The following is a 19,001-nucleotide window of genomic DNA, read 5'->3' as shown; positions in this document are numbered from 1 at the left end:
TGGCAAGCCGGACCCGAAACCGAATCCGGACCTGGGCCGCCGACGCCGGCCGGGACCGTTCCCGCGCGCGCCCGGCGGGCCGGGGTCCGGAACATGGCTGACGTCGCCGTGACCGGCCTCGGCATGATCACACCGGCCGGACGTACCGCGCCCGACACCTGGCGCACGGTCTGCGAGGGGAGGGGACTGGCCCGACCCGACCCCGAACTCACCGGACTGGACGTCGACATCTCCTGCCGCGTCGACGGCTTCGACGCCGACCGGGAGCTGGGCCGGCCGCTCGCCCGCCGCCTCGACCGCTTCACGCACCTCGCCCTCGTCGCCGCGCGCGAGGCGGCCCGGGACGCGGGTCTCGCGCCCGGCCGGTGGACCGCCCCGCGCGTCGGCGTCGTCCTCGGGGTCGGCAGCAACAGCCTGGCCACCTACCTCCGGGAGTTCGGCAGGCTCCAGCAGGGACAGGCGGAGCTCGTGTCACCGCTCGCCCTTCCCCGCAGCGTGCCCAACATGGCCGCCGCCGAGATCGCCCTCGACCTGGAGGCCACCGGCCCCAACTTCACCGTCTCCAGCGCCTGCGCCTCCGGGGCCACCGCCGTCGCGGTCGCCGCCGCCCTGCTCGACTCGGGTGCCTGCGACGTCGTTCTGGCGGGCGGTGCGGAGTCCGGCCGGTCCCGCATGACCGCCACCTGCTTCGCCCGGCTGCGGGCCCTGTCCCGGCGCACCGCCGAACCCGAGCGCGCCTCGCGGCCCTTCGACGCCGACCGCGACGGCCTGGTCCTGTCCGAGGGTGCGGCGGTCCTCGTGCTGGAGCGGCCCGGGCACGCGCGCCGCCGGGGAGCGGCCGTACGCGCCCTGCTGCGGGGCCACGCCGTCGGATGCGACGCCCACCATCCCGTCGCCCCCCACCCCGACGGCGCGGGGGCGGAACGCGTCCTGCGGGCCGCCCTCGCCGCCGCGCGCCTCGCCCCGCGGGACGTCCAGCACGTCAACGCCCACGGCACCGCCACCCGGGCCGGCGACGCCGCCGAGGGCCGGGCGCTGCAGCGCGTCTTCGCCGGCGCCGTGCCGCCGGTCACCGCCGCCAAGGGCGTCCTCGGTCACGCCCTCGGCGCCGGCGGGGCGATCGAGGCGGCGCTGACCGTCCTCACCCTGGAGCACCAGCTCATCCCGCCCACCGCCAACCTCGGCCTCCAGGAGGCCGGGCCGCAGCTGGACATCGTGACCGGGCGGCCCCGGCCCGCGGCCGTGCACACCGCGGTCTGCAACTCCTTCGGTTTCGGAGGGCAGAACGCGGTCCTCGTCCTCAGCACCCCGTGAACGGGGCCACCTCCCGGAAGGGCACACCCATGCACACCGACGGATCCCCGGACGACGCCCGCGTCCTCCACGACCTGGAGCCGGTCGCGGCCGACGCGCTCGACGACCACCTGCGCCACTGCGGGGACTGGCTCCCGCACGAGTACATCCCCTGGAGCGAGGGACGCACCTTCGACGGAGTGCTCGACGGCGAGCCCTGGCGTCCCGAACAGGCACGCCTCGCTCCCGAGGTCCGGGACGGCCTGGTGCACAACCTGCTCAGCGAGGACAACCTCCCGAGCTATCACCGCGTCATCGCCCGCATGTTCACGCTCGACGGCGCGTGGGGCACCTGGGTGAACCGCTGGACCGTCGAGGAGGGCCGGCACGGCATGGCGATCCGCGACTACCTCCTCGTCACCCGCGCCACCGACCCGGCCGCCCTGGAGCGGGCGCGCTCGGAACACGTGCAGAACGGCTACGAACTCGACCAGAGGGACGTCCTGTCGTCCCTGGTGTACGTCACCCTCCAGGAGCTCGGCACCCGGGTGTCCTACACCAACATCCAGCGTCTGTCGGACGATCCGGCGTGCGTCAGGCTGCTCCGGCGCATCGGGCAGGACGAGAACCGGCACATGCTGTTCTACCGGACGATCCTGAGCGCGGCCGTGCGCATGTACCCCGACGACACGCTCCGGGCGGCCGCCGGTGTGCTCTCGTCCGCCCGGGCCCCCGGCCACCGGGCGCCCGGCTACGAGCGGATGGCCGCCTCCATGGCCTGGTCCGGGATCTACAGCCCGGTCACGCACTACGAGTCCGTCCTGCTGCCGCTGACCCGCCACCTCGGAGCCCTGGAGGCCACCGGGCTCGGCCCCCGGGGCGCGCGGGCGCAGGAGGACATCGCCGCGCTCCTCGACACGGCCGCGCGGCGTGCCGCGAAGTTCACCGCGCTGCGCGAGCAGTTGCCCCCGCCGCGGTGAGCGCCGTCCCGCCGGTCGCGCCAGGCACAGAGTGCCCGGCGCGACCGGCGGCTCCGTCAGGCCGTCCGGAGTTCGCCTGTGACGGGGACGTCGGGGGCCTGCGTGTTGGTGACGACGGCGAGGCGGGGGCCCTTGGGGCCGGTGTGCCACTGGCCGCCGGCCAGGCGGAGCAGGGCGATGTTGGGGGTGGGGCCCTTTTTCCAGTCGAGGGTGCCCACGATCGTCGGGAGGGCGGTGCCGGCGATGGCCCGGGCGATGGCACCGCGGTCGGTGGGGTCGTCGGCCGTGCCGAGCGCGTGGTGGGCGGTCTCCACGAGGGCGTGGGCCAGACCGAGCGGCTGCAGCCAGGACTCGCCGGTGTCGCGCTGGTAGGCGTGGGCGAGGTCGGCGCAGGTGGTGCCGTCGAGGCTGGAGCGGTAGGGGTGGTTGGGGCTCCAGTACACGAGGGTGGCGACGCGCGCGTCGGCGAGTTCGGCGTGGATGTCGGGTGCTGCGGTGGTGTGGGTGTGGGGGTAGGTCAGCCACCGCGAGCAGGTGATCAGGCGGGGACGCAGCCCGGCCCGGCGGGCCTGCTGGTGGAAGAGGGCCAGGTCGGCGGCGGTGGCGGCGCTGGTGACGATGCCGGCGCCGTGTTCCCGCATGCGCTCGACCTGTGCCTGGAAGCCGTCCGCCGGTTCCCGGTAGGGGCCCAGCTGGCGGAGCTGGAGGCCTTGGACGCCTACCGGGGCAGCAACTACACGGCGCTGGTGGAGCGCTTCTTCAAGCCGGACCGGCCGACCATGTTCAAGATCGCCCGCCGTCTGTCGTTCACCGCGACCTCGACCGACCGCAGCGTGCTGGACGCGCTGGACCACGTCCTCGCCCACCAGCACCTCACCCGGCCCCTCGTGGCGGACACCCATCCCACCCGCACCGACGAAAACGGGGAGTCGGTACGGCTGGACCTGTCGTTCGCGCCGAAGATGTGGCTGAAGACCGTCTACTCCCGTGAACAGCCGGGGATGCTGGTCCGCCGCCATTTCGAGGCAATGGTGTTCGCCTGTCTCGTGGAGGAGCTGCGCTGCGGTGACGTCGCCGTGATCGGCGCCGAGGACTACGGTGACTGGACCCGCGTGCTCCTGCCTGGGAGCAGTGCGAGCCCAAGCTCGCGCACTTCTGCGAGCAGGCCGGCTTCCCACCCGCAGCGTGCTGGAGCATCTGGCGCGGGCGGCGCACTGGACCCACTGGTGGAAACGGCCCGGCCCGCGCTCAGGCAGCGAGCCGAAGCTGAAGGAGCCACTGCCGCGCTACGTGACCACCGCGTTCGTCTACGGTTCCGGACTCGGCCCCGCCCAGGCGGTGCGCCACATGCGGGGCAGCGTGGCCGCGCACGAGCTCGGCGCGATCGCGAAACGCCACTTCACCATCGGTGTCCTCAACCGGTGCGGAGCCGACGTCGTCAACGCCCACGCCGGCCTGGACCTGACCGCGGCGTGGGGAATGGGTCGGTGGCGGCGGTGGACGGCACCATGATGGACACCGTCATCGACAACCTCCTCGCCGAGACCCCGATCCGCTACGGCGGCTACGGCGGGATCGCCCACCACCTCGTCTCCGACACCTACGTCGCGCCCTTCTCCCGGTTCGTCCCGTGCGGGGTGTGGGAGGCCGTCTACCTCATCGACGCGCTCCTCGCGAACGAGTCGGAGGTCAAGCCGGACACCGTACACGCCGACACCCAGGGCCAGTCCTTCCCGGTCTTCGGCCTCGCCCACCTGCTCGGCATCGACCTGCTGCCACGGATCAGGAACTTCCAGGACCTCACCTTCCACCGCCCCGACCCCCAGGTGCGCTACCGGCATATCGACGCGCTGTTCTCCGCCGACCCACGCACCTGCATCGACTGGCAGCTCATCGAGAACGGCTTCAAGGACCTCATGCAGGTCGGCCTGTCGGTGCGGGAGGGCACCGTGTCCTCCGTCACCCTCCTGCGGCGCCTGAACAACCACTCCCGCAAGAACCAGATCTACCGGGTCTTCCGCGAGGTCGGCCGCGCCGTCCGAACGACCGTTCTGCTCCGCTACCTGTCGGACCCACAGCTGCGGGAGCAGATCACCAGGGCGACGAACAAGGCCGAGGCATACAACGGGTACACGAAATGGCTGCACTTCGGCGGAGACGGCTACCTGCGCTCCCGCGATCCCGAACTCCAGGAGAAGGCCGTCAAGTTCCTCGACCTGATGGCCAGCAGCATCATCTTCTCCACCACCGTCGACATGACCGACACCCTGCGCCAGATGGCCGCCCAAGGCCGGGAGGTGACCCCTGACGACGTCGCCGCGCTCAGCCCGCACCGCAGGGACAACGTGCTCCGCTTCGGCGACTACGACACCGCCACCCTTCACATCCCGCCCGGCCCGTATGAGAGCGCGCTTCGCCTTCCTGCGAATGGTCTCTGAACCGTTCAGGCGAGATTGGCGGCCAACCGGAATACAGCCGGAACGGAATTGCAGCAAATCCGGGCATCTTGGCCCTGTTCTCGTATAGCTACGGCGAACGGACATGTAGCGCAGTCGATCACACGCTCTCTTCCCGACGGACGCAGAAGGCACCCGCGACAGCCGCCAGGACTGCTGCCTCGGCGGCCCGTTCCGGGAGCTGCGGGTCCGGATCGGCGCGTAGGAGCACCATCTGGTGGTAGAGCGGCGCCGTGGCGGCGATCAACAGGCTCCGCGCGTCCGTGTGCTGCGCGGGGAGTTCACCGCGCTCGATGGCGCGCTCGACGAGGATCTCGCACTGGGCGTACCGGTCCGTCCACAGCTGAGTCTGGGCCCGCGCGGCCTGTTCGGAGTGGAACGAGGCGGCCATCAGGGCGACGGCGAGCGACGGCTGTACGACCAGGGATTCCTGGATCTCCTGGTTGAGGGCCGTCAGATCGCCGCGCAGCGAGCCGGTGTCCGGCGGCTGCCAGTCGATCTCGCCGGCAGCGGCGATGACGTCGACGAGCAGGCCGCCGACATCGCGCCAACGCCGGTAGACCGTGGCGCGGTGCACTCCGGCCCGCGTCGCGACGCCCTCCATCGTGAGTCCTTCGTGACCGCGTTCAGCGAGTTCGGCGCGCACCGCATCGAGAACCTGGGCGCGGATGCGGGCGGTGCGACCGCCCGGACGGCGGTCCGACGTCGTGTCCAGTGAGTCTGTCATCGGCAATCAGTATCCGGTTGATCGAGGCGGCAGGGCTGTGCCAGCATCTTAATGCGACAGTTGTCGCCATAGACTCACTGGAGAGGAACCGCCTCCGCGATGCCGCCCGTTCCCGCTGATCCCACCGTGCTCCACCCGATGCCCGAGCACCCGCGCGTGGTTCTGCTCAAGCCGCTCGTGAAGTCGCCGTTGATCGAGGTCGGTGACTTCTCCTACTACGACGATCCGGACGACCCGACCGCGTTCGAGACGCGCAACGTCCTGTACCACTACGGTCCCGAGCGGCTTGTCATCGGCAAGTACTGCGCGCTGGGGACGGGCACCCGGTTCATCATGAACGGCGCCAACCACCGCATGGACGGTCCTTCCACGTTCCCGTTCCCCACCATGGGGGGCTCCTGGGCGGAGCACTTCGACCTGATCACCGACCTGCCCGGCCGGGGCGACACGGTCGTCGGCAACGACGTGTGGTTCGGGCACGGCGCCACAGTCATGCCCGGTGTACGCATCGGTCACGGCGCGATCATCGCCGCCGGCGCCGTGGTCACCGGCGACGTCCCCGACTACGGCATCGTCGGCGGCAACCCCGCCCGGCTCATCCGCACCCGCTACGACGCCGCGGACATCGCCCGGCTCCTCGCCGTGGCGTGGTGGGACTGGCCCGTGCAGCACATCACCAGGCACGTACGGACGATCATGTCGGGGACCGTCGCCGACCTGGAGGAGGCCGCCGCGCAGAACGACCGGCCCTGACACCGCGTCCTCGCCACTCCGCCCGCACCCGCCCCGCGCCAGAAACGAGTGATCACCCATGTCCCGTCGCCGCGCCCATATCGCGATGGTCGGTGTCCCCATCGTCAGCCATGTCCTGCCCAGCCTCGCGCTCATCCGCGAGCTGGTGGCCCGCGGGCACCGGGTCACCTACGCCAACGACCCGTTCGTGGCCGACCGGATCGAGTCCACCGGCGCGGAGCTGGTGCCCTGCACCTCCACGCTGCCCGTCGCGGACAACGACTGGCCCGCCGATCCCATCGCCGCGGCCAGCCTCTTCCTCGACGACGCCGTCCAGGCGCTCCCGCAACTGCGCGCCGCCTACGACGACGATCCGGCCGACCTGTACCTCTACGACATCGGCGCCTATGCCGCGCGCGCCCTCGCCGAAGCGCAGGGCCGTCCCCTCGTGCAGCTGTCCCCGACATTCGTCGGCTGGGACGGCTACCAGGAGGAAGTCGCGGCGCATCTGCGGAAGCTGCCGGGCGCCGACGCGTACCGGGACAGGTTCGCACGGTGGCTCGCCGACTGCGGTGCGACCACCACGGACGTGGACACCTTCTCCGGCCCGCCCGCCCGAGCCCTCGCCCTGATCCCGAGAGCGATGCAGCCGCACGCCGATCGAGTCGACACCGACACGGTGACCTTCGTCGGCCCCTGCTTCGACACCCGAGCGGACACGGACGGCTGGACCCGCCCGGCGACCGCGGACAACGTGCTGCTGGTCTCGCTCGGCTCGGCGTACACGCGCCAGCCCGCGTTCTACCGCCAGTGCATCGCCGCCTTCGGTGACCTGCCCGGCTGGCACGTCGTACTCCAGATCGGCAAGTACACCGACCCCGAGGAACTCGGCACCATCCCGCCCAACGTCGAGGTGCACTCCTGGGTCCCACAGCGGGCGATCCTCGAACAGGCCGACGCCTTCGTCACCCACGCCGGCATGGGCGGCTGCGGCGAAGGGCTCCTCGCCGGCGTTCCCATGATCGCCGTGCCGCAGGGAGCCGAGCAGTTCATGAACGCCGACCGTCTCGTGGAACTCGGCGTCGCCCGCCGTGTGGACACCGCTGACGCCACTGCCGAGACCCTCCGCGCGGCGCTGAACGACCTGCTCACGGATCCGGAACGTATCGGCCGGTCCAAGCAGTTGCAGGCCGCAGGCCGGGCCGAGGGTGGCACCCCGCGCGCTGCTGACCTCATCGAGAACATCCTGGCCGCCGCCGAGGGCCCCGCGCTCTGAGCTTGGCGTTTAACCTCGCTGGGCTTGGTGTTCCTTGATCGATTCGGCGCGTTTGACGGTCTTGCCGACGTCGTAGCGCCTGGCCCTCTGCTTGTTCTACGAGCCGGGAGGGCGTCCGGGGCCTGGTCGGGACGGTTTCGGTGCGCTTGCCGGGCGGGCTGCTGTCGCGCGGACGTTGCGAAACCCCCGACGGACCCGGACTGGGGTGAGACGGCGGGGTTCCGCGGGCCGTTCCCAGGGGCGGCGCAGGTCCTCGGCAAGGGGCCGGGCGAGGCGGAGCTGGGTGTGGGCGGCGATGATCAGCCAGGTCCACAGGTCGGCCGTGTCGGGATTCCTGACCTTCGGGGCGGTCCAGCCCAGGGTCTGTTTCATCAGCCGGAAGGTGTGCTCCAGGTCGAAGCGGCGGAGGAAGGACTGCCACCAGCGGTCCACGTCCGCCGGTGCGGCGGCGGTGGCCGAGCACCACAGCCAGACCGGTTTCGGGTCACGGTCACCGGGCAAGTGCTCGACCTTCAGGCGGATCAACGTGCCGTGAAGGACGGGGAGTTCTTCCTTGGCGTGGTTCAGCCAGGGGCCACGATGGGTGAGCCGGGGGTGCATCCGGTCCCAGGCCGTCGCGGTGGCCGTGCCGTAGCGGGGGGTTGTCCGTGGCGGTCGTGACGTCGGGCTCGTGCCAGCTGTCGGGCTTCTTGAACGTGAGGACGCCGCCATGCCGGCGGGGGCGCCCGCCCCGGGGACCCGGCCGGGCAGGGCCGGGGTCGCGGAGCATGACCCGGTCCGAGCGCAGGCGCCCGACCAGCACGACGGGAAGGTCCGCGAGGCGGCCGGGCGCGAGCCGGAGCCGACCGCCGCGGTGGTCGACTCACAGTCCGTCAAGGGCGACGCAGTCGTTGGCGCCGACAGCCGGGGCTACGACGGCGGCAAGGAGATCAACGGTCGGCGTCGGCACCTGATCTGCGACACGATCGGGCTGCTGCTGGCGATCCGGGTGACAGCCGCCGATGTCACCGACCGCCAGGCCGCCGCCGGGATGCTGCCCGCTCTAAGAACACCGGGGGCGCGTTCGAGTCCACGGTGACCGGCTTCGCGGTGGGCACGGTCTGCCTTCTGCCGATGGCTCTGCTGGAGGGCTTGCTGCCCGAAATGGAGCGTCCGGCATGGACCTTGGGCCTGATCCTCTATTTGGGGGCGGTGCCGACGGCGCTGGCGTACACGTTGTTCTTCGCCGGCCTCGGCGTCGTACGGGCGACCACGGCATCCGTGGTCGCCCTGGTCGAGCCGCTCACCGCGGCGGTCATCGGCGTCCTGGTCTTCGGTGAGCGGCTCAACGCGATCGTCCTGACCGGCACGGCCCTTCTGCTGTTCGCCGTTGTCTTCCTCGCCGCCGACGAGGGGGTCGGCCGAGCGGCCTCCCGAAGGGCGTCCGGTCCAGATGCTGACCACGGTCAGCGCACATCTCCTCCAACCGCCATGTCCACGCCGGCGAGGACGATCCGGCCGCCGGTCGGCCTTCCAGACCGGCCGCGCACCGCAGCAGGGTCGACTTCCCGGAGCCGGAAGGGCCCATGATCGCGGTGAAGGTGCCGCAGGGGAAGCCGAGGGAGACACCGTCCAGCGCGGTCACCTGATGTCCACCGGTGCCGTTGCCGGTTCTGTGGACCTTGCGCACATCGTGGAGCTCGACCGCGTCCCGCACCCCGGTCCGCCCTGCCGTCGTACCCGTCGTCGTCCCTGCCGTCGCCTCTGTCGTCGCTCTTGTCATCGTCATGCCCGGATTCCAGCTCACGTGGGGGGGCGGGGCACTGATCCACCCTCTGTTCCTGGAGGTGGAGGCAGCTCTGCTTCCGTCCGCCCGGGGCCTCTTCCGGGCGGGAAGGCCTGCCTGCTGACCCCTCCCCGCGATTACGTTGATCACCATGCAGCCCACAACAGCCTGGCAGGCCGTGGCTCAGCGCCCTCTGCGCTTTCTGACCTCCAGCTGGCCCTGGCGGTCGCTGGCCTATCTGAGCAGCGGCGTCGTGGTCGGCACGGCGGCCGTGTCGGTCCTCGCCCTGGGACTGGCCCTCGGGCTGGCCCTGCTGGTCGTCCTGATCGGTGTCGCGCCCCTGGCCGGCATGGTGCTGGTCTCCACCCTGGTGGCCCGGGTGGAACGCCGCCGGCTGCGCATCGTCGACCTGGACCGCCTGCCCGACCCGCACCGGGCCCCCGACGCGCCCGGCCTGCGCGCCTGGTCGGCCTCCTGGAACGGGTCGGCCACGACGTCGTGGCCGCGGTCGGGGACGCCGACGCCCTGGTCACGGCGGTCCTCGCCTTCCTGCGGGACTGACGGGACGCCCCGACCCCCCCCGGGTCTCCGTCCATCCGTGGAAGAGTGGTTCTCACTCCGACACCCCCGAGCGACGAGGAGGACGCGTGCGGTTCGCGCTGGACGCACTGTTGGCCGACGTGCCCGAGGAACAGGTCGCCGAGGCGCGTGACTTCTACAGGTCGAGGGCGGCGGGGCGTGGCCCCGGCACCCCGGAGGAGCTCGAGGAGGCACGAGCGAAGAGACCTGCTCCTCGCGCCGCCGTCCCGCCTGCCGTCGAAGAGACGGTCGAAGCCGCGGGAACACGCGTCCCCGTCAGGATCCTCACGCCCGCCGACGGTCCGCCGCAGGGCGTCTACCTGGACATGCACGGCGGCGGCTTTTACATGGACTGCGCGGCGCGAGGAGACGAGCGCAATCGCGCGCTCGCGGACGCCCTCCGTCTCGCCGTTGTCAGCGTCGACTACCGGCTGGCGCCCGAGCACCCTTGGCCCGCGGCACCCGACGACTGCGAAGCGGCGGCGCTCTGGCTCGTGGAAGAAGCCGCCGCCCGTTTCGGGACCTCCCGGCTCGCGATCGGCGGGACCTCCGCGGGAGCCACCCTCGCCCTGGCGACCCTGCTCCGGCTGAGGGACAGAGGTCTCGCCGGCCGGTTCACCGGCGCCGCACTCCGGTACGGCACCTACGACCTGAGCGCACGCACCCCGGCCGGCCGCCGCATCGCGGACGAGTACTTCATCCAGGCGTACGCCGGCCATGTGCAGGACCGCACGGTTCCCGACATCTCTCCCGTCTTCGGCGACCTGAGCGGGCTTCCCCCGACGCTGCTCGTCGTCGGAAGCGCGGACGTACTGCTCGAGGACAACCTGGCCCTGGCCGCTCGGTTGTCGGCGGCCGGCAACGACGTCGAGCTCCGGATCTACCCGGACGCACCGCACGGCTTCACCGGCCACCCCACGACCATGGCCAGGACGGCGCTCAGCGACATCGACTCATGGCTGCGCGACCGGACGACGCGTGTCACCCACCGGGCGTCCGGCGAGACCTCCACGGCCGGCCGGGCCACGACGGCCTGGGAACGTCCGACGGGCTGACCGCGTTCGCCGAGCACGGCCTGGCCCGGTCTGCTCCAGCGCGGGTCCCGGCTGCCCAGGACGTCCAGGAGGGTGGCGCCGTCCGTGCCGGGGGCGTGCGCGGGGTCCTCGGCGGTCTGCCCGCCCTTCAGCGCGAACGCGCGGGTCGGCAGGGCGGCCTTGCCCACCGGGTTGGCGGCGGCGACCTCGTCGGTGTTGCCGGGTGTGCCGCCCGCGGTCACGATCGCCTGGCCCTTTGACCATGCGGGCGGACAGGTCGGCGGCTTCGGCGAGCGCCTCGGTGCTCGTCCCGCAGCTCTCCCGGGCGTCACGGACCGCGAAACCGAAAGCCTGCGGTCGTGGGCGGGGAGCGTTGTGCGGCACCTCGTGATGCCGACAGGCACACCGAAAGGTCCGCCGAAAGCTGACGGGCCCCCACGAGAGGTCGGGGCCAGAGCTCACCTTCCGCACTCCCGGGTCAAAGCCGTCCCCAGCAGCTCGACGCGATGCGAAGTCGTTCGGGCGCTCACACCGAGTATGCCGAAGATGAGATCACGGCCCATCGTCGCGCCCACCAGCGTATTGACCGGGCCGAACGAGGCCGCCATCGGCGTGACCGCGGTCCCGGCCGCGGCCTTCGCCTCCCGCAGCGACGCGAGGAAGGCCGGGACGTCGGCGGGCCGGATCAGCGGGCCGCTCGACCCCACCCGGAGGCCGCAGCCACCCGTGATCATCGACACTCCGCGCTCCAGACACGCCTGGGCGCACAGTTCCGGCAGCGACGCGGGACGGTCGGCCGCCACGACGAGGAACCCGCCTTCGCGCAGGTGCGGCACCAGCGCCTCGCTGGTCACGACGGTCTCCATGGCAGCGGTCGGCTCCGCTTCGGGGAGGCGCTCACGCACCCACTCGCGGGCCACATCGACCTTTGCCCGTCCGACGTCACAACGCCGGTAGAGGTACTGGCGGTTGAGGTTCTCCAGCGCGACCCGGTCGCCGTCCACGAGCGTGAGTCCGCCCACGCCCGCACCCACGAGCTCGGCCAGCACCGCGCCGCCGATGCCGCCGACGCCGAGAACGGTCACGTGCGCCGCGCGCAGCCGTTCCTGTGCCGCGCCGGCGTCCAGGCCCAGGGCCGCGAAGTACTCGACCTGGTTCCGCCAGGCGGACGACTGCCACGAGCGGTCGAACGGTGCGACGACGAGGCGGAGCCGGAGGAGCGTGCGCACGATGGCGTCCGTGTTCCCTCCCCTCGGCACCGGGAGGCCGAGCGGGTCGTCGGAGACCGCTTCGAGCCATGCGAACATCGCTTCGGGGCAGCGCCGGACCAGCAGTACCTCGTCGGAGAAGACGCGCAGCTCGTCGCCGTCGCGGGACCAGGTCGCCGCAGGCGAGAGCACGTAGCGGTCGCTTCCGTCAGCCATCCCTGGCCTTCCTTCGTAGCGAGATCACCCTTTGCCGAGGGTCATGGGGAATCGGCGCTCCAGCTGAACCGGGGAAAGCGCACGGCGTCCATCGACGGCCAGGGCCGGCCCGCCAGTGCCTCTCGCTGCAGCCAGTGGCCCCGGAGCCGCAGCAGCGGCAGGACCGGGCACTGCTCGCGCCCCGCTCGCCGCAGCTCGTCGGCCGCTTCCTCGTCGTCCGGGTCCTCGGACAGCCGGCGCAGCAGCGGCGCGAGGACCGGATCGCGGCGTGCCGGGTCGAGCAGGTCCAGGGCTCCGATCGGATCCTCGAAGAGCGGGCCCCGCAGGGCGAGGAGCAGGTCGAAGGACTGGGCCGAGCCCGAGACGAAGTCGGCGGGTGCCGGCTCGACCTCGACGCCGAGGTTCTCGGTCAGCTGGGCCGCGACCTCTTCGGCCACGTCCAGGTTGGGGTAGTAGTCCCAGTACCCCAGGCGCAGGCGCTCACCGGTGCCGGCGGTGCTGGGCGGTGCCTCGACGTGGTGGTCGGGCGCCGCCGACTCCACGCCGTTCCAGCACCGGGCGACCAGGCGGTCGTAGCGGAGCGCGCCGAGGAGCCTGCGGCGGAACTCCGGGTCGCCCACCGCCGACCGGCTGCCGGGGACGGCCTCCAGGCACATCTCGATTCCGGTCGGCGCCGTGTGGAACGCCCCGCTGTCCGCGAAGTCCGGAACACGGTCGAGCGGAAACGCCGTCGCGCACGTCACGTCGACCTCGCCCCGCCGGAACCGCTCCGGGGCGCCGTGCGGATCCCGGCGTACGAGCACCCGCACGGGGGGCGTGCCGGCCCTGACGGGTTCGAGCCAGTACTCGTCGTCGGAGGTGCGCACGGCACGCTCGTACGCGCCCGAGGACAGCTGTCCGCACGGCGAGACCGGAGCGAGGTCGACGCTCCGGAGCAGGCCGGGGAGGTGCGGCGCCGGGCGGCGAAGCTCGATGACCAGCGTGTCCTTCGAGGTGTGGACCGCGCGGATGTCGATCAGGAACCGCTGGAGCGACGGCACCGTGAGCGCGGTCCGGATCGCCCGGGCGTGATCGCTCGCACGCACCGGGCTCCCGTCGGAGAAGGAGGCGTCCCGCCGGACGCGGTAGTGCTGGCTGAGTCCGTCGTCCGTGCCCCAGAGGAGGTCGAGCCTGCTGTGCTGGCTCGCCGAGGCGAACCAGCGGCTCAGGTAGTCGCCTCCCGTGGGTCCGTGCCACCGGATCGGGTCGTCGTCCACCTCGACGACGACGGGGCGCGGGGCGCTCACGTGGCCGGGAGGGGGCTGTCGGCCACCGGCGGAGTCCGCCCGGGGGCGTCCGGCGAGGCGTCGATCCGGGCGCACAGTCCCGCCACCGCCGTGGCGACCTCGCGCAGCCGTCCGGGGGCGACCTGGGCGAGGAGTGTCTCGCGCTCCTCGGTCCCGCGCGGCATGAGGGCCTTGAACATCTTGGCCTGCCCCGGCGTCAGACGGAGGGTCGACACCTCCGCCTCGCTCGCGCGGTACACGACCACGACGGTCGGACGGTCCAGCTCCGGCTCCCAGGTGATCTCCCGCGGGTCGGAGACCATCGCGACGACGTCGACGTCGAGGTCCGCGGTCAGGAAATGCGGCTTCTCCCCCACGACGGCGGGCCGCCGGTACACGTTGACGAGTTCTTCCTCGACCTCGTCGCCGCGGAACCCCGCGAGCATCGAGTCGTACGTGAACAGCGCCCTGGCGGTGCGCGCGTACGCGCCGTCCAGCTTCGCCAGGATCTCGCCGAGCGCTTCCTCGACCGGCATGTCGGACCGCTCCAGGAGCGCGTCGATGACTTCCACGTACGTGAGCCCCGCGCCCTGCTTCAGGAACCGCAGCAGGTGGTAGTAGCGGCGCGTGAAATACCGCGAAAGGCGCAGCACGTCCTGGTAGTACTCGTATTCCCGGTTTCCGCTGCGGATGAAGCTGAAGCCGGTGAAGATCTCGGCTTCTTCCTTGACGAGCGCGCGGACGTCCGGCGGGAGGAAGGTCCCCATGACGTCGAGTCCGCCCTCGAGCGGTTCGAGTTCGGCCCGGTACTCACCGGTGATCTCGGCGCCGGGGAGCGGCTGGAGCACGCTGAGGTCGCTGTTGACAGCCCCGTAGGCGATCGCGTCGAACACGACCTCCAGGGACTTCTCCAGGTCCTCGGCGGCTTCTTCCGGGTAACCGACGATCGTGTTCGTCTCGAACTGGATGCCGACTTCCTGGGCGGACCGGAAGAACTCGTAGGTCCGCTTCGTCGAGGGCATCTTCAGCATGGACTTGAGGATCTTCTCCGATCCCGCGTCCGTGCCGCAGAAGATGTTGAAGCACCCCGCATCGGCCATACGCCGCAGAAGGGACGGATTGACGTTGTCCGGCCGGACCGCGCAGCCCCACTCGAAGATGTCGTTGTGCTCCGCGAAATAGGAGACGAACTCGTCGAGGTACGTGCGCTTGTTGGCGAAATTGTCGTGCAGGAAGTTGAACTGGGTGACCCCGTAGGTGCGGTGCAGGAACCGCAGCTCTTCGAGGATGACCGCGGGGTCCTTGATCCGGAAGTCGCGGTCCCAGAACGTCGACGTCATGCAGAACTTGCACGAATAGGTGCACCCGGAGCCGATGTGCACATCGAAGATGTGCGGGGTCGAGAGCCGGATGTAGTCGCCCATCGGGACAGCGTCGTACGCCGGCATCGGCACGAGGTTCAGGTTCGTGGTCGGCTGCGGCCCGCTGGACACCACCTGGCCGTCCTTGCACGACCAGAAGCCGCGCACCTCGGCGGGGTCGGTCCCGTCGGCGAGGGCGTCCGCGAGAGCGGTGATCGCGAGCTCTCCCTCGCCGCGGCACACGAAGTCGACGCAGTCGGCGAAGCGCGGGAGGGCGTCGGGGAAGACGCCGAACGTCCCGGGTCCGCCGAGCACCACCGTGACACCGGGCCGGAGCTGCTTGACCCGGCGCCCGACGAGGAGGCACGACGGGAGGGTGTCCGCGAGGCAGGTGAGGCCGAGCACGTCGGGGTCGGCGGCGAGCAGACGCTCACAGGTCTGGTCGAGCCAGTCGGCGTCACCCGGTTCGAAGGCGCCGATCCGGTGCTCGTACTCCAGGTCGACGACGACGGCGGGGTGGCCGTGCGCCCTCAGGGGAGAGGCGATGCAGAGAAGTCCGAGAGGGACGAAGAAAGGGGAATTGATGTCGGAATTGATCAGGGGCCGGCCCAGCGTCACGCGAACATTCCGCGTGGATGTCCGGACCGACACCTGGCCCTCCCCGGCGAACGAGAGGGCCAGTCGTTTCGGAGTCGCCATCGGATGTGTTCAGCAGCGCCGCGCGACGATGGCACCGAGGGTGGCCGACGACAGGGAGATGAGCTCCACGTCGTCGACGAGGTCAAACCCCTCGCCATCGGTGAAAAGCACCATGTCCGGCTCCGCCTCGGTCATCTCGGTCACCGGACGCTCCTGCAGTTCCTGCGTCATCGTTGTCCTTTCTTCACCCGGACTGGCATCGACGTCTGCATCCCATACAGTTCTTGAGGCCCTGTCAATGGTGAGTGCGCATATGGCCCGGCACGGCGTCCGAAGCCCCTTCCCGGCGGCGAACGGAGGGACCGCCGCCGTCCGGTCGATTCCGATTCTCCCTCGCCCGCCGACGCATTGGGCCATGAATTCCCTGGCCAGAACCCTTGTCGCGCCGGAGCGAGAGGGGGCATCCACCCACTCCGGATGGAGGGCTCCCCGAGGCGTGGCAACCACCAACGGTCCGAACGATTCGGGTGATTTCACATGGTTGAAATCCCGCTCCGGGCACGCGCTCCGGCTCTCCGCCGGCCGGCGGATGCGGTGTCTTCCCGCCTCTTGTGGGGCTTGATCGAATCTGGGTAGGGTGCTTCGGGTCCGGAATAGTGCCAAACGGAGAGGTCATCGTTCGACGGTGCCCGCCTTCAGTGGACAAGGGCCGGACATGGCCGGTTTTCCACTCTGTGGCGCAAAAAGATCGAGCACCGGAATCCGTGGGCTGCGGAAGCCGATTCGGCGATCACACCCTTCAGCGGGCATCGGTCCCCAATGTTGATGTGTCTTCCGTCATGGGACATTCGGAACGGAGCTAGGATTGTGACGTCTTCGCAGGCCGGCGTTCCCGATCTGGAATCCACGGCAATCCCGTACTTTCCGATGCCCCGGGCGTCCGGCTGCCCGCTGGATCCGGCACCCGAGCTCGCCGAGCTGCAAGAACGGGCGCCGCTGGTCCGGGTCCGGCTGTGGGACGGCAGCACCCCGTGGCTGGTGACCCGGCACGCGGAACAGTGCGCGCTGCTGTCGGACCGCCGGGTCAGCGCGGACTGGATGCAGCCGGGCTACCCGTTCCACACCCAGTTCCTGCGCGACCACCACGGCGAGGGCCAGTTCCTGACCGCCATGGAGGGCCCCGAGCACCTCCGGCTGCGCCGGATGATCGCCCGGCCGTTCACCCCCCGCATGGTCGAGAAGCTGCGGCCGACGATCCAGCAGGTCGTCGACGAGCGCATCGACGCCCTGCTGGCCGGCCCGGGGCCGGCGGACTTCGTGTCGGAGTTCGCCCTGCCGATCCCGTCCAGGGTCATCTGCCACGTGCTGGGCGTCCCCTACCAGCACCACGACTTCTTCCACCGCGCCATCAGGGCGGTGACCGAGAGCGACGTCCCGGCCGACGTCGCGAGCAAGTCCGAGCGCGAGCTGTACCACTACTTGGCCAAGCTGATCGGCCACAAGCTCGCCCACCCCGATGACGGCCTGCTGTCCCAGCTCGCCACCGAACGGCTGGCCACCGGCCAGCTGAACCGGCACGAACTGGTGATGCTGATCCTGTTCCTGCTGATCTCGGGGCACGAGACCACGGCCAGCATGATCGCGCTGGGCACGCTGGCCCTCCTGCTCCATCCCGACCAGATCGCCGTGCTGCGGGACGCCGACGAGGCCGGGGTCGACGGGGCCGTCGACGAGCTGCTGCGGTACCTGACCACCGTCCAGCCCGGCCGCCGCCGCGTGGCCGTGGAGGACATCGAGATCGCCGGACAGCTGGTCCGCGCCGGCGAGGGCCTGATCCTCCCGGAGGAGATCGGCAACCGCGACGCGAGCGTGTTCCCCGACCCGCAGAAGCTGGACCTGCGCCGCGACGCCGGCCAGCAGCTCGCCTTCGGGTTCGGTGTGCACAAGTGCACCGGCCAGCCGCTGGCCCGCCTGGAGCTCCAGGTCGTGTTCACCGCCCTGTTCCGGCGCATCCCCACCCTGGCCCTGGCCGTCGACCTCGACGGCCTCCCGTTCATGGACGACGGTCTCGGGTACGGCCTCAAGGGCATGCCGGTGAGCTGGTGAGTGAACGCGACCGAGCAGGAGCCGAATCCGCCCGTGATGGTGGAGAACGTCCTTGACCACCGGAGTCACCAGGGGGGACCCGCAGCATGACCGGCACCACACAGGCCCTTGACGGATCGGCGGCGGTCGACGTGGCACGCGACGTCACGCGCCCGTTCTACATCTACGCCGTGCTCTCCAACTCGGTCTTCCAGCGCGGCGTGTTCGTCATCTTCCTCTACCAGCAAGGCTTCTCCGCCGCGCAGGTGGCCCTCCTCCAGACCCTGCTCTTCCTGGCCAGCGGACTCGCGGAGCTGCCCACGGGCATCATCGCCGACCGGATCGGCAGGCGTGCCGGCATCGTGATCGGCCAGGTGCTGGTGGCCGGATGTCTGCTCGGTCAGGTGGCGACCTCCGACTACTGGCTCTTCCTGGCGCTGTTCATCGGCCAGGGCGTGGGCATGGCCTGCGTGTCCGGTTCGGACACCGCCCTGCTGTACGACCTGCTCGTGCGCCGCGGCGCGACGAGCGGCTACGTCAGGATCAGGTCCCGGTTCACCATGCTCGGGACGGTCACCTCGGGGGCCGCCATCATCCTCGGCGGCCAGCTTCAGCGGTTCTCCTGGGGAATCGTCTACACCGCCTCGGCGTCGTGCCTCGTCGTGGCCGTGCTGGTGCTGCTGGCCCGGGTGCCCGAGATCCGCGGCGTGGACGCGGTGGACGAGCAGGACGGTGCCGGGAAGGAGCACGGCGACACCACGGCCTGGCGGGCCATGCTCCGGGTCGCCACGCCGGCGCTCGTGACGCTCGCCGTGGTGTCCGGACTGATGCACGCGACGCTGACGCCCTACATCATCTTCACCCAGAAGACGCTCTCCGATCAGGGTGCGAGCACCGCGCTGGTCAGTGTGGTCATCTCGGCGGGATTCTTCATCGGCGGCCTCACTCCCCTGCTGTCGGACCGCGCCGACCGGCGCATCGGGTACCGGATCATCGCCCCGTTGTCGCTCCTGGCGCTCGCCGCGGCCCTCGGCCTGACCGGCCTCGGCCTCGTCTGGGTCACCATCGCCGCGTTCCTGCTCCTGGTCGGAATCCCCGAGATCACCGCCGTACTCGTGGACAACGTGTTCAACGAGGCGGTGCCGTCGCGCCACCGGGCGGGCCTGCTGTCGATGATCGCGTTCGTGGAGTCGGTGCTCATCGGCATCGGCTATCTCGTCCTCGGCGCGCTCATGGGCGGACTGGGCTCCGGCGTGGGCATGGCCGTCTACGCCGCGGTCCCGCTGCTGGCGTGTCTCCTGTGGCTCCCGGTGCTCATCCGGGGGACGCGGGTGAGCACCGGGAGCGAGCAGGCCGCCGCCCCGAAGGAATCCTGAAACAGCCCG

16 protein-coding genes and 3 pseudogenes are annotated in these 19,001 nt (G+C 71.0%); 11 read left to right on the top strand and 8 right to left on the bottom strand.

Features of this window, described 5'->3' with window-relative positions; genetic code table 11:
* Positions 1–93 precede the first annotated feature (93 nt).
* Positions 94–1,314: a beta-ketoacyl-[acyl-carrier-protein] synthase family protein gene (locus ACFYOJ_RS17135; protein ID WP_356553249.1), complete on the top strand. Its 1,221-nt coding sequence runs from the start codon at positions 94–96 to the stop codon at positions 1,312–1,314.
* Between the two features lie 29 nt (positions 1,315–1,343).
* Entirely contained in the window at positions 1,344–2,273 is a 930-nt protein-coding gene (locus ACFYOJ_RS17130; RefSeq protein WP_356553250.1) for an acyl-ACP desaturase, read from the top strand.
* Between the two features lie 56 nt (positions 2,274–2,329).
* Here ACFYOJ_RS17130 and ACFYOJ_RS17125 read toward each other — a convergent pair whose 3' ends face one another.
* Entirely contained in the window at positions 2,330–3,175 is an 846-nt protein-coding gene (locus ACFYOJ_RS17125) for an ABC transporter substrate-binding protein (RefSeq protein ID WP_388597171.1), read from the bottom strand.
* A 196-nt stretch (positions 3,176–3,371) separates the two neighbouring features.
* On the opposite strand from ACFYOJ_RS17125, the pseudogene ACFYOJ_RS17120 reads away from it, so the two are divergent.
* A pseudogene (locus ACFYOJ_RS17120) lies at positions 3,372–4,711 on the top strand (transposase).
* Between the two features lie 118 nt (positions 4,712–4,829).
* On the opposite strand, the gene ACFYOJ_RS17115 reads toward ACFYOJ_RS17120, so the two are convergent.
* On the bottom strand, positions 4,830–5,456 hold the full coding sequence (locus ACFYOJ_RS17115; RefSeq protein ID WP_356557678.1) for a TetR/AcrR family transcriptional regulator: 627 nt from the start codon (positions 5,454–5,456) through the stop codon (positions 4,830–4,832).
* A 99-nt stretch (positions 5,457–5,555) separates the two neighbouring features.
* Here ACFYOJ_RS17115 and ACFYOJ_RS17110 point away from each other — a divergent pair, with 99 nt between their 5' ends.
* Together ACFYOJ_RS17110 and ACFYOJ_RS17105 are read left to right on the top strand one after the other, a co-directional pair.
* Positions 5,556–6,209: a CatB-related O-acetyltransferase gene (locus tag ACFYOJ_RS17110; protein ID WP_356557680.1), complete on the top strand. Its 654-nt coding sequence runs from the start codon at positions 5,556–5,558 to the stop codon at positions 6,207–6,209.
* Positions 6,210–6,267: 58 nt separating this feature from the next.
* Positions 6,268–7,464 carry a macrolide family glycosyltransferase gene (locus ACFYOJ_RS17105; protein ID WP_356557681.1) on the top strand — a complete coding sequence of 399 codons (1,197 nt, stop codon included), beginning with the start codon at positions 6,268–6,270 and terminating at the stop codon, positions 7,462–7,464.
* A gap of 9 nt (positions 7,465–7,473) precedes the next feature.
* Here ACFYOJ_RS17105 and ACFYOJ_RS17100 read toward each other — a convergent pair.
* A pseudogene (locus tag ACFYOJ_RS17100) lies at positions 7,474–8,284 on the bottom strand (transposase); the annotation flags it as partial.
* Here ACFYOJ_RS17100 and ACFYOJ_RS17095 point away from each other — a divergent pair.
* Positions 8,174–8,542 (top strand): transposase, encoded by a 369-nt coding sequence (locus ACFYOJ_RS17095; RefSeq protein ID WP_388597168.1) that lies wholly within the window; start codon positions 8,174–8,176, stop codon positions 8,540–8,542. The pseudogene ACFYOJ_RS17100 and the gene ACFYOJ_RS17095 overlap by 111 nt on opposite strands.
* 35 nt (positions 8,543–8,577) lie before the next feature.
* Positions 8,578–8,784 (top strand): annotated as a pseudogene (locus ACFYOJ_RS17090) (EamA family transporter); the annotation flags it as partial.
* Positions 8,785–8,788: 4 nt separating this feature from the next.
* Here ACFYOJ_RS17090 and ACFYOJ_RS17085 read toward each other — a convergent pair.
* Entirely contained in the window at positions 8,789–9,031 is a 243-nt protein-coding gene (locus tag ACFYOJ_RS17085) for a hypothetical protein (protein WP_388597242.1), read from the bottom strand.
* Positions 9,032–9,380: 349 nt separating this feature from the next.
* Between ACFYOJ_RS17085 and ACFYOJ_RS17080 the strand changes: the two genes are divergently transcribed.
* Together ACFYOJ_RS17080 and ACFYOJ_RS17075 are read left to right on the top strand one after the other, a co-directional pair.
* On the top strand, positions 9,381–9,941 hold the full coding sequence (locus ACFYOJ_RS17080) for a sensor domain-containing protein (protein ID WP_356557683.1): 561 nt from the start codon (positions 9,381–9,383) through the stop codon (positions 9,939–9,941).
* Positions 9,877–10,863: an alpha/beta hydrolase fold domain-containing protein gene (locus ACFYOJ_RS17075; protein ID WP_356557684.1), complete on the top strand. Its 987-nt coding sequence runs from the start codon at positions 9,877–9,879 to the stop codon at positions 10,861–10,863. The genes ACFYOJ_RS17080 and ACFYOJ_RS17075 overlap by 65 nt, the downstream gene beginning before the upstream one ends.
* 437 nt (positions 10,864–11,300) lie before the next feature.
* Here the strand turns inward: ACFYOJ_RS17075 and ACFYOJ_RS17070 are convergent, their stop codons facing one another.
* The 4 genes from ACFYOJ_RS17070 to ACFYOJ_RS17055 all read right to left on the bottom strand — a co-directional run bounded on the left by ACFYOJ_RS17070 (position 11,301) and on the right by ACFYOJ_RS17055 (position 15,762).
* Entirely contained in the window at positions 11,301–12,266 is a 966-nt protein-coding gene (locus tag ACFYOJ_RS17070; protein WP_356557686.1) for a ThiF family adenylyltransferase, read from the bottom strand.
* 41 nt (positions 12,267–12,307) lie between these two features.
* A complete protein-coding gene (locus tag ACFYOJ_RS17065) occupies positions 12,308–13,552 on the bottom strand; it encodes a hypothetical protein (RefSeq protein WP_356557688.1) in 1,245 nt (414 codons plus the stop codon).
* Positions 13,549–15,510, bottom strand: a complete 1,962-nt coding sequence (locus tag ACFYOJ_RS17060; protein ID WP_356557689.1) for a B12-binding domain-containing radical SAM protein — start codon at positions 15,508–15,510, stop codon at positions 13,549–13,551. Before ACFYOJ_RS17060 ends, ACFYOJ_RS17065 begins: the two co-directional genes overlap by 4 nt.
* 90 nt (positions 15,511–15,600) lie before the next feature.
* A complete protein-coding gene (locus tag ACFYOJ_RS17055; RefSeq protein WP_356557690.1) occupies positions 15,601–15,762 on the bottom strand; it encodes a hypothetical protein in 162 nt (53 codons plus the stop codon).
* Between the two features lie 696 nt (positions 15,763–16,458).
* Here ACFYOJ_RS17055 and ACFYOJ_RS17050 point away from each other — a divergent pair.
* Positions 16,459–17,637 (top strand): cytochrome P450, encoded by a 1,179-nt coding sequence (locus tag ACFYOJ_RS17050; RefSeq protein ID WP_356557691.1) that lies wholly within the window; start codon positions 16,459–16,461, stop codon positions 17,635–17,637.
* Positions 17,638–17,723: 86 nt separating this feature from the next.
* Complete coding sequence (locus ACFYOJ_RS17045; RefSeq protein ID WP_356557692.1) at positions 17,724–18,992, top strand: MFS transporter; 1,269 nt, start codon at positions 17,724–17,726, stop codon at positions 18,990–18,992.
* Positions 18,993–19,001: the final 9 nt, after the last annotated feature.

Origin of the sequence: Streptomyces sp. NPDC006384 (assembly GCF_042870695.1) — a bacterium.
Lineage (GTDB): Bacteria > Actinomycetota > Actinomycetes > Streptomycetales > Streptomycetaceae > Streptomyces.
The sequence above is the reverse complement of the archived record's forward strand: the minus strand, read 5'-3'. Positions and strand labels throughout refer to the sequence as shown.

Coding starts and splice junctions, on each gene's coding strand:
- ACFYOJ_RS17095 (WP_388597168.1), top strand. CDS start 8,174: ATGCCGGCGGGGGCGCCCGCCCCGGGGACCCGGCCGGGCAGGGCCGGG.
- ACFYOJ_RS17085 (WP_388597242.1), bottom strand. CDS start 9,031: ATGGGCCCTTCCGGCTCCGGGAAGTCGACCCTGCTGCGGTGCGCGGCC.
- ACFYOJ_RS17080 (WP_356557683.1), top strand. CDS start 9,381: ATGCAGCCCACAACAGCCTGGCAGGCCGTGGCTCAGCGCCCTCTGCGC.
- ACFYOJ_RS17130 (WP_356553250.1), top strand. CDS start 1,344: ATGCACACCGACGGATCCCCGGACGACGCCCGCGTCCTCCACGACCTG.
- ACFYOJ_RS17135 (WP_356553249.1), top strand. CDS start 94: ATGGCTGACGTCGCCGTGACCGGCCTCGGCATGATCACACCGGCCGGA.
- ACFYOJ_RS17105 (WP_356557681.1), top strand. CDS start 6,268: ATGTCCCGTCGCCGCGCCCATATCGCGATGGTCGGTGTCCCCATCGTC.
- ACFYOJ_RS17110 (WP_356557680.1), top strand. CDS start 5,556: ATGCCGCCCGTTCCCGCTGATCCCACCGTGCTCCACCCGATGCCCGAG.
- ACFYOJ_RS17115 (WP_356557678.1), bottom strand. CDS start 5,456: ATGACAGACTCACTGGACACGACGTCGGACCGCCGTCCGGGCGGTCGC.
- ACFYOJ_RS17070 (WP_356557686.1), bottom strand. CDS start 12,266: ATGGCTGACGGAAGCGACCGCTACGTGCTCTCGCCTGCGGCGACCTGG.
- ACFYOJ_RS17125 (WP_388597171.1), bottom strand. CDS start 3,175: ATGGGTGTCCGCCACGAGGGGCCGGGTGAGGTGCTGGTGGGCGAGGAC.
- ACFYOJ_RS17050 (WP_356557691.1), top strand. CDS start 16,459: ATGCCCCGGGCGTCCGGCTGCCCGCTGGATCCGGCACCCGAGCTCGCC.
- ACFYOJ_RS17055 (WP_356557690.1), bottom strand. CDS start 15,762: ATGACGCAGGAACTGCAGGAGCGTCCGGTGACCGAGATGACCGAGGCG.
- ACFYOJ_RS17045 (WP_356557692.1), top strand. CDS start 17,724: ATGACCGGCACCACACAGGCCCTTGACGGATCGGCGGCGGTCGACGTG.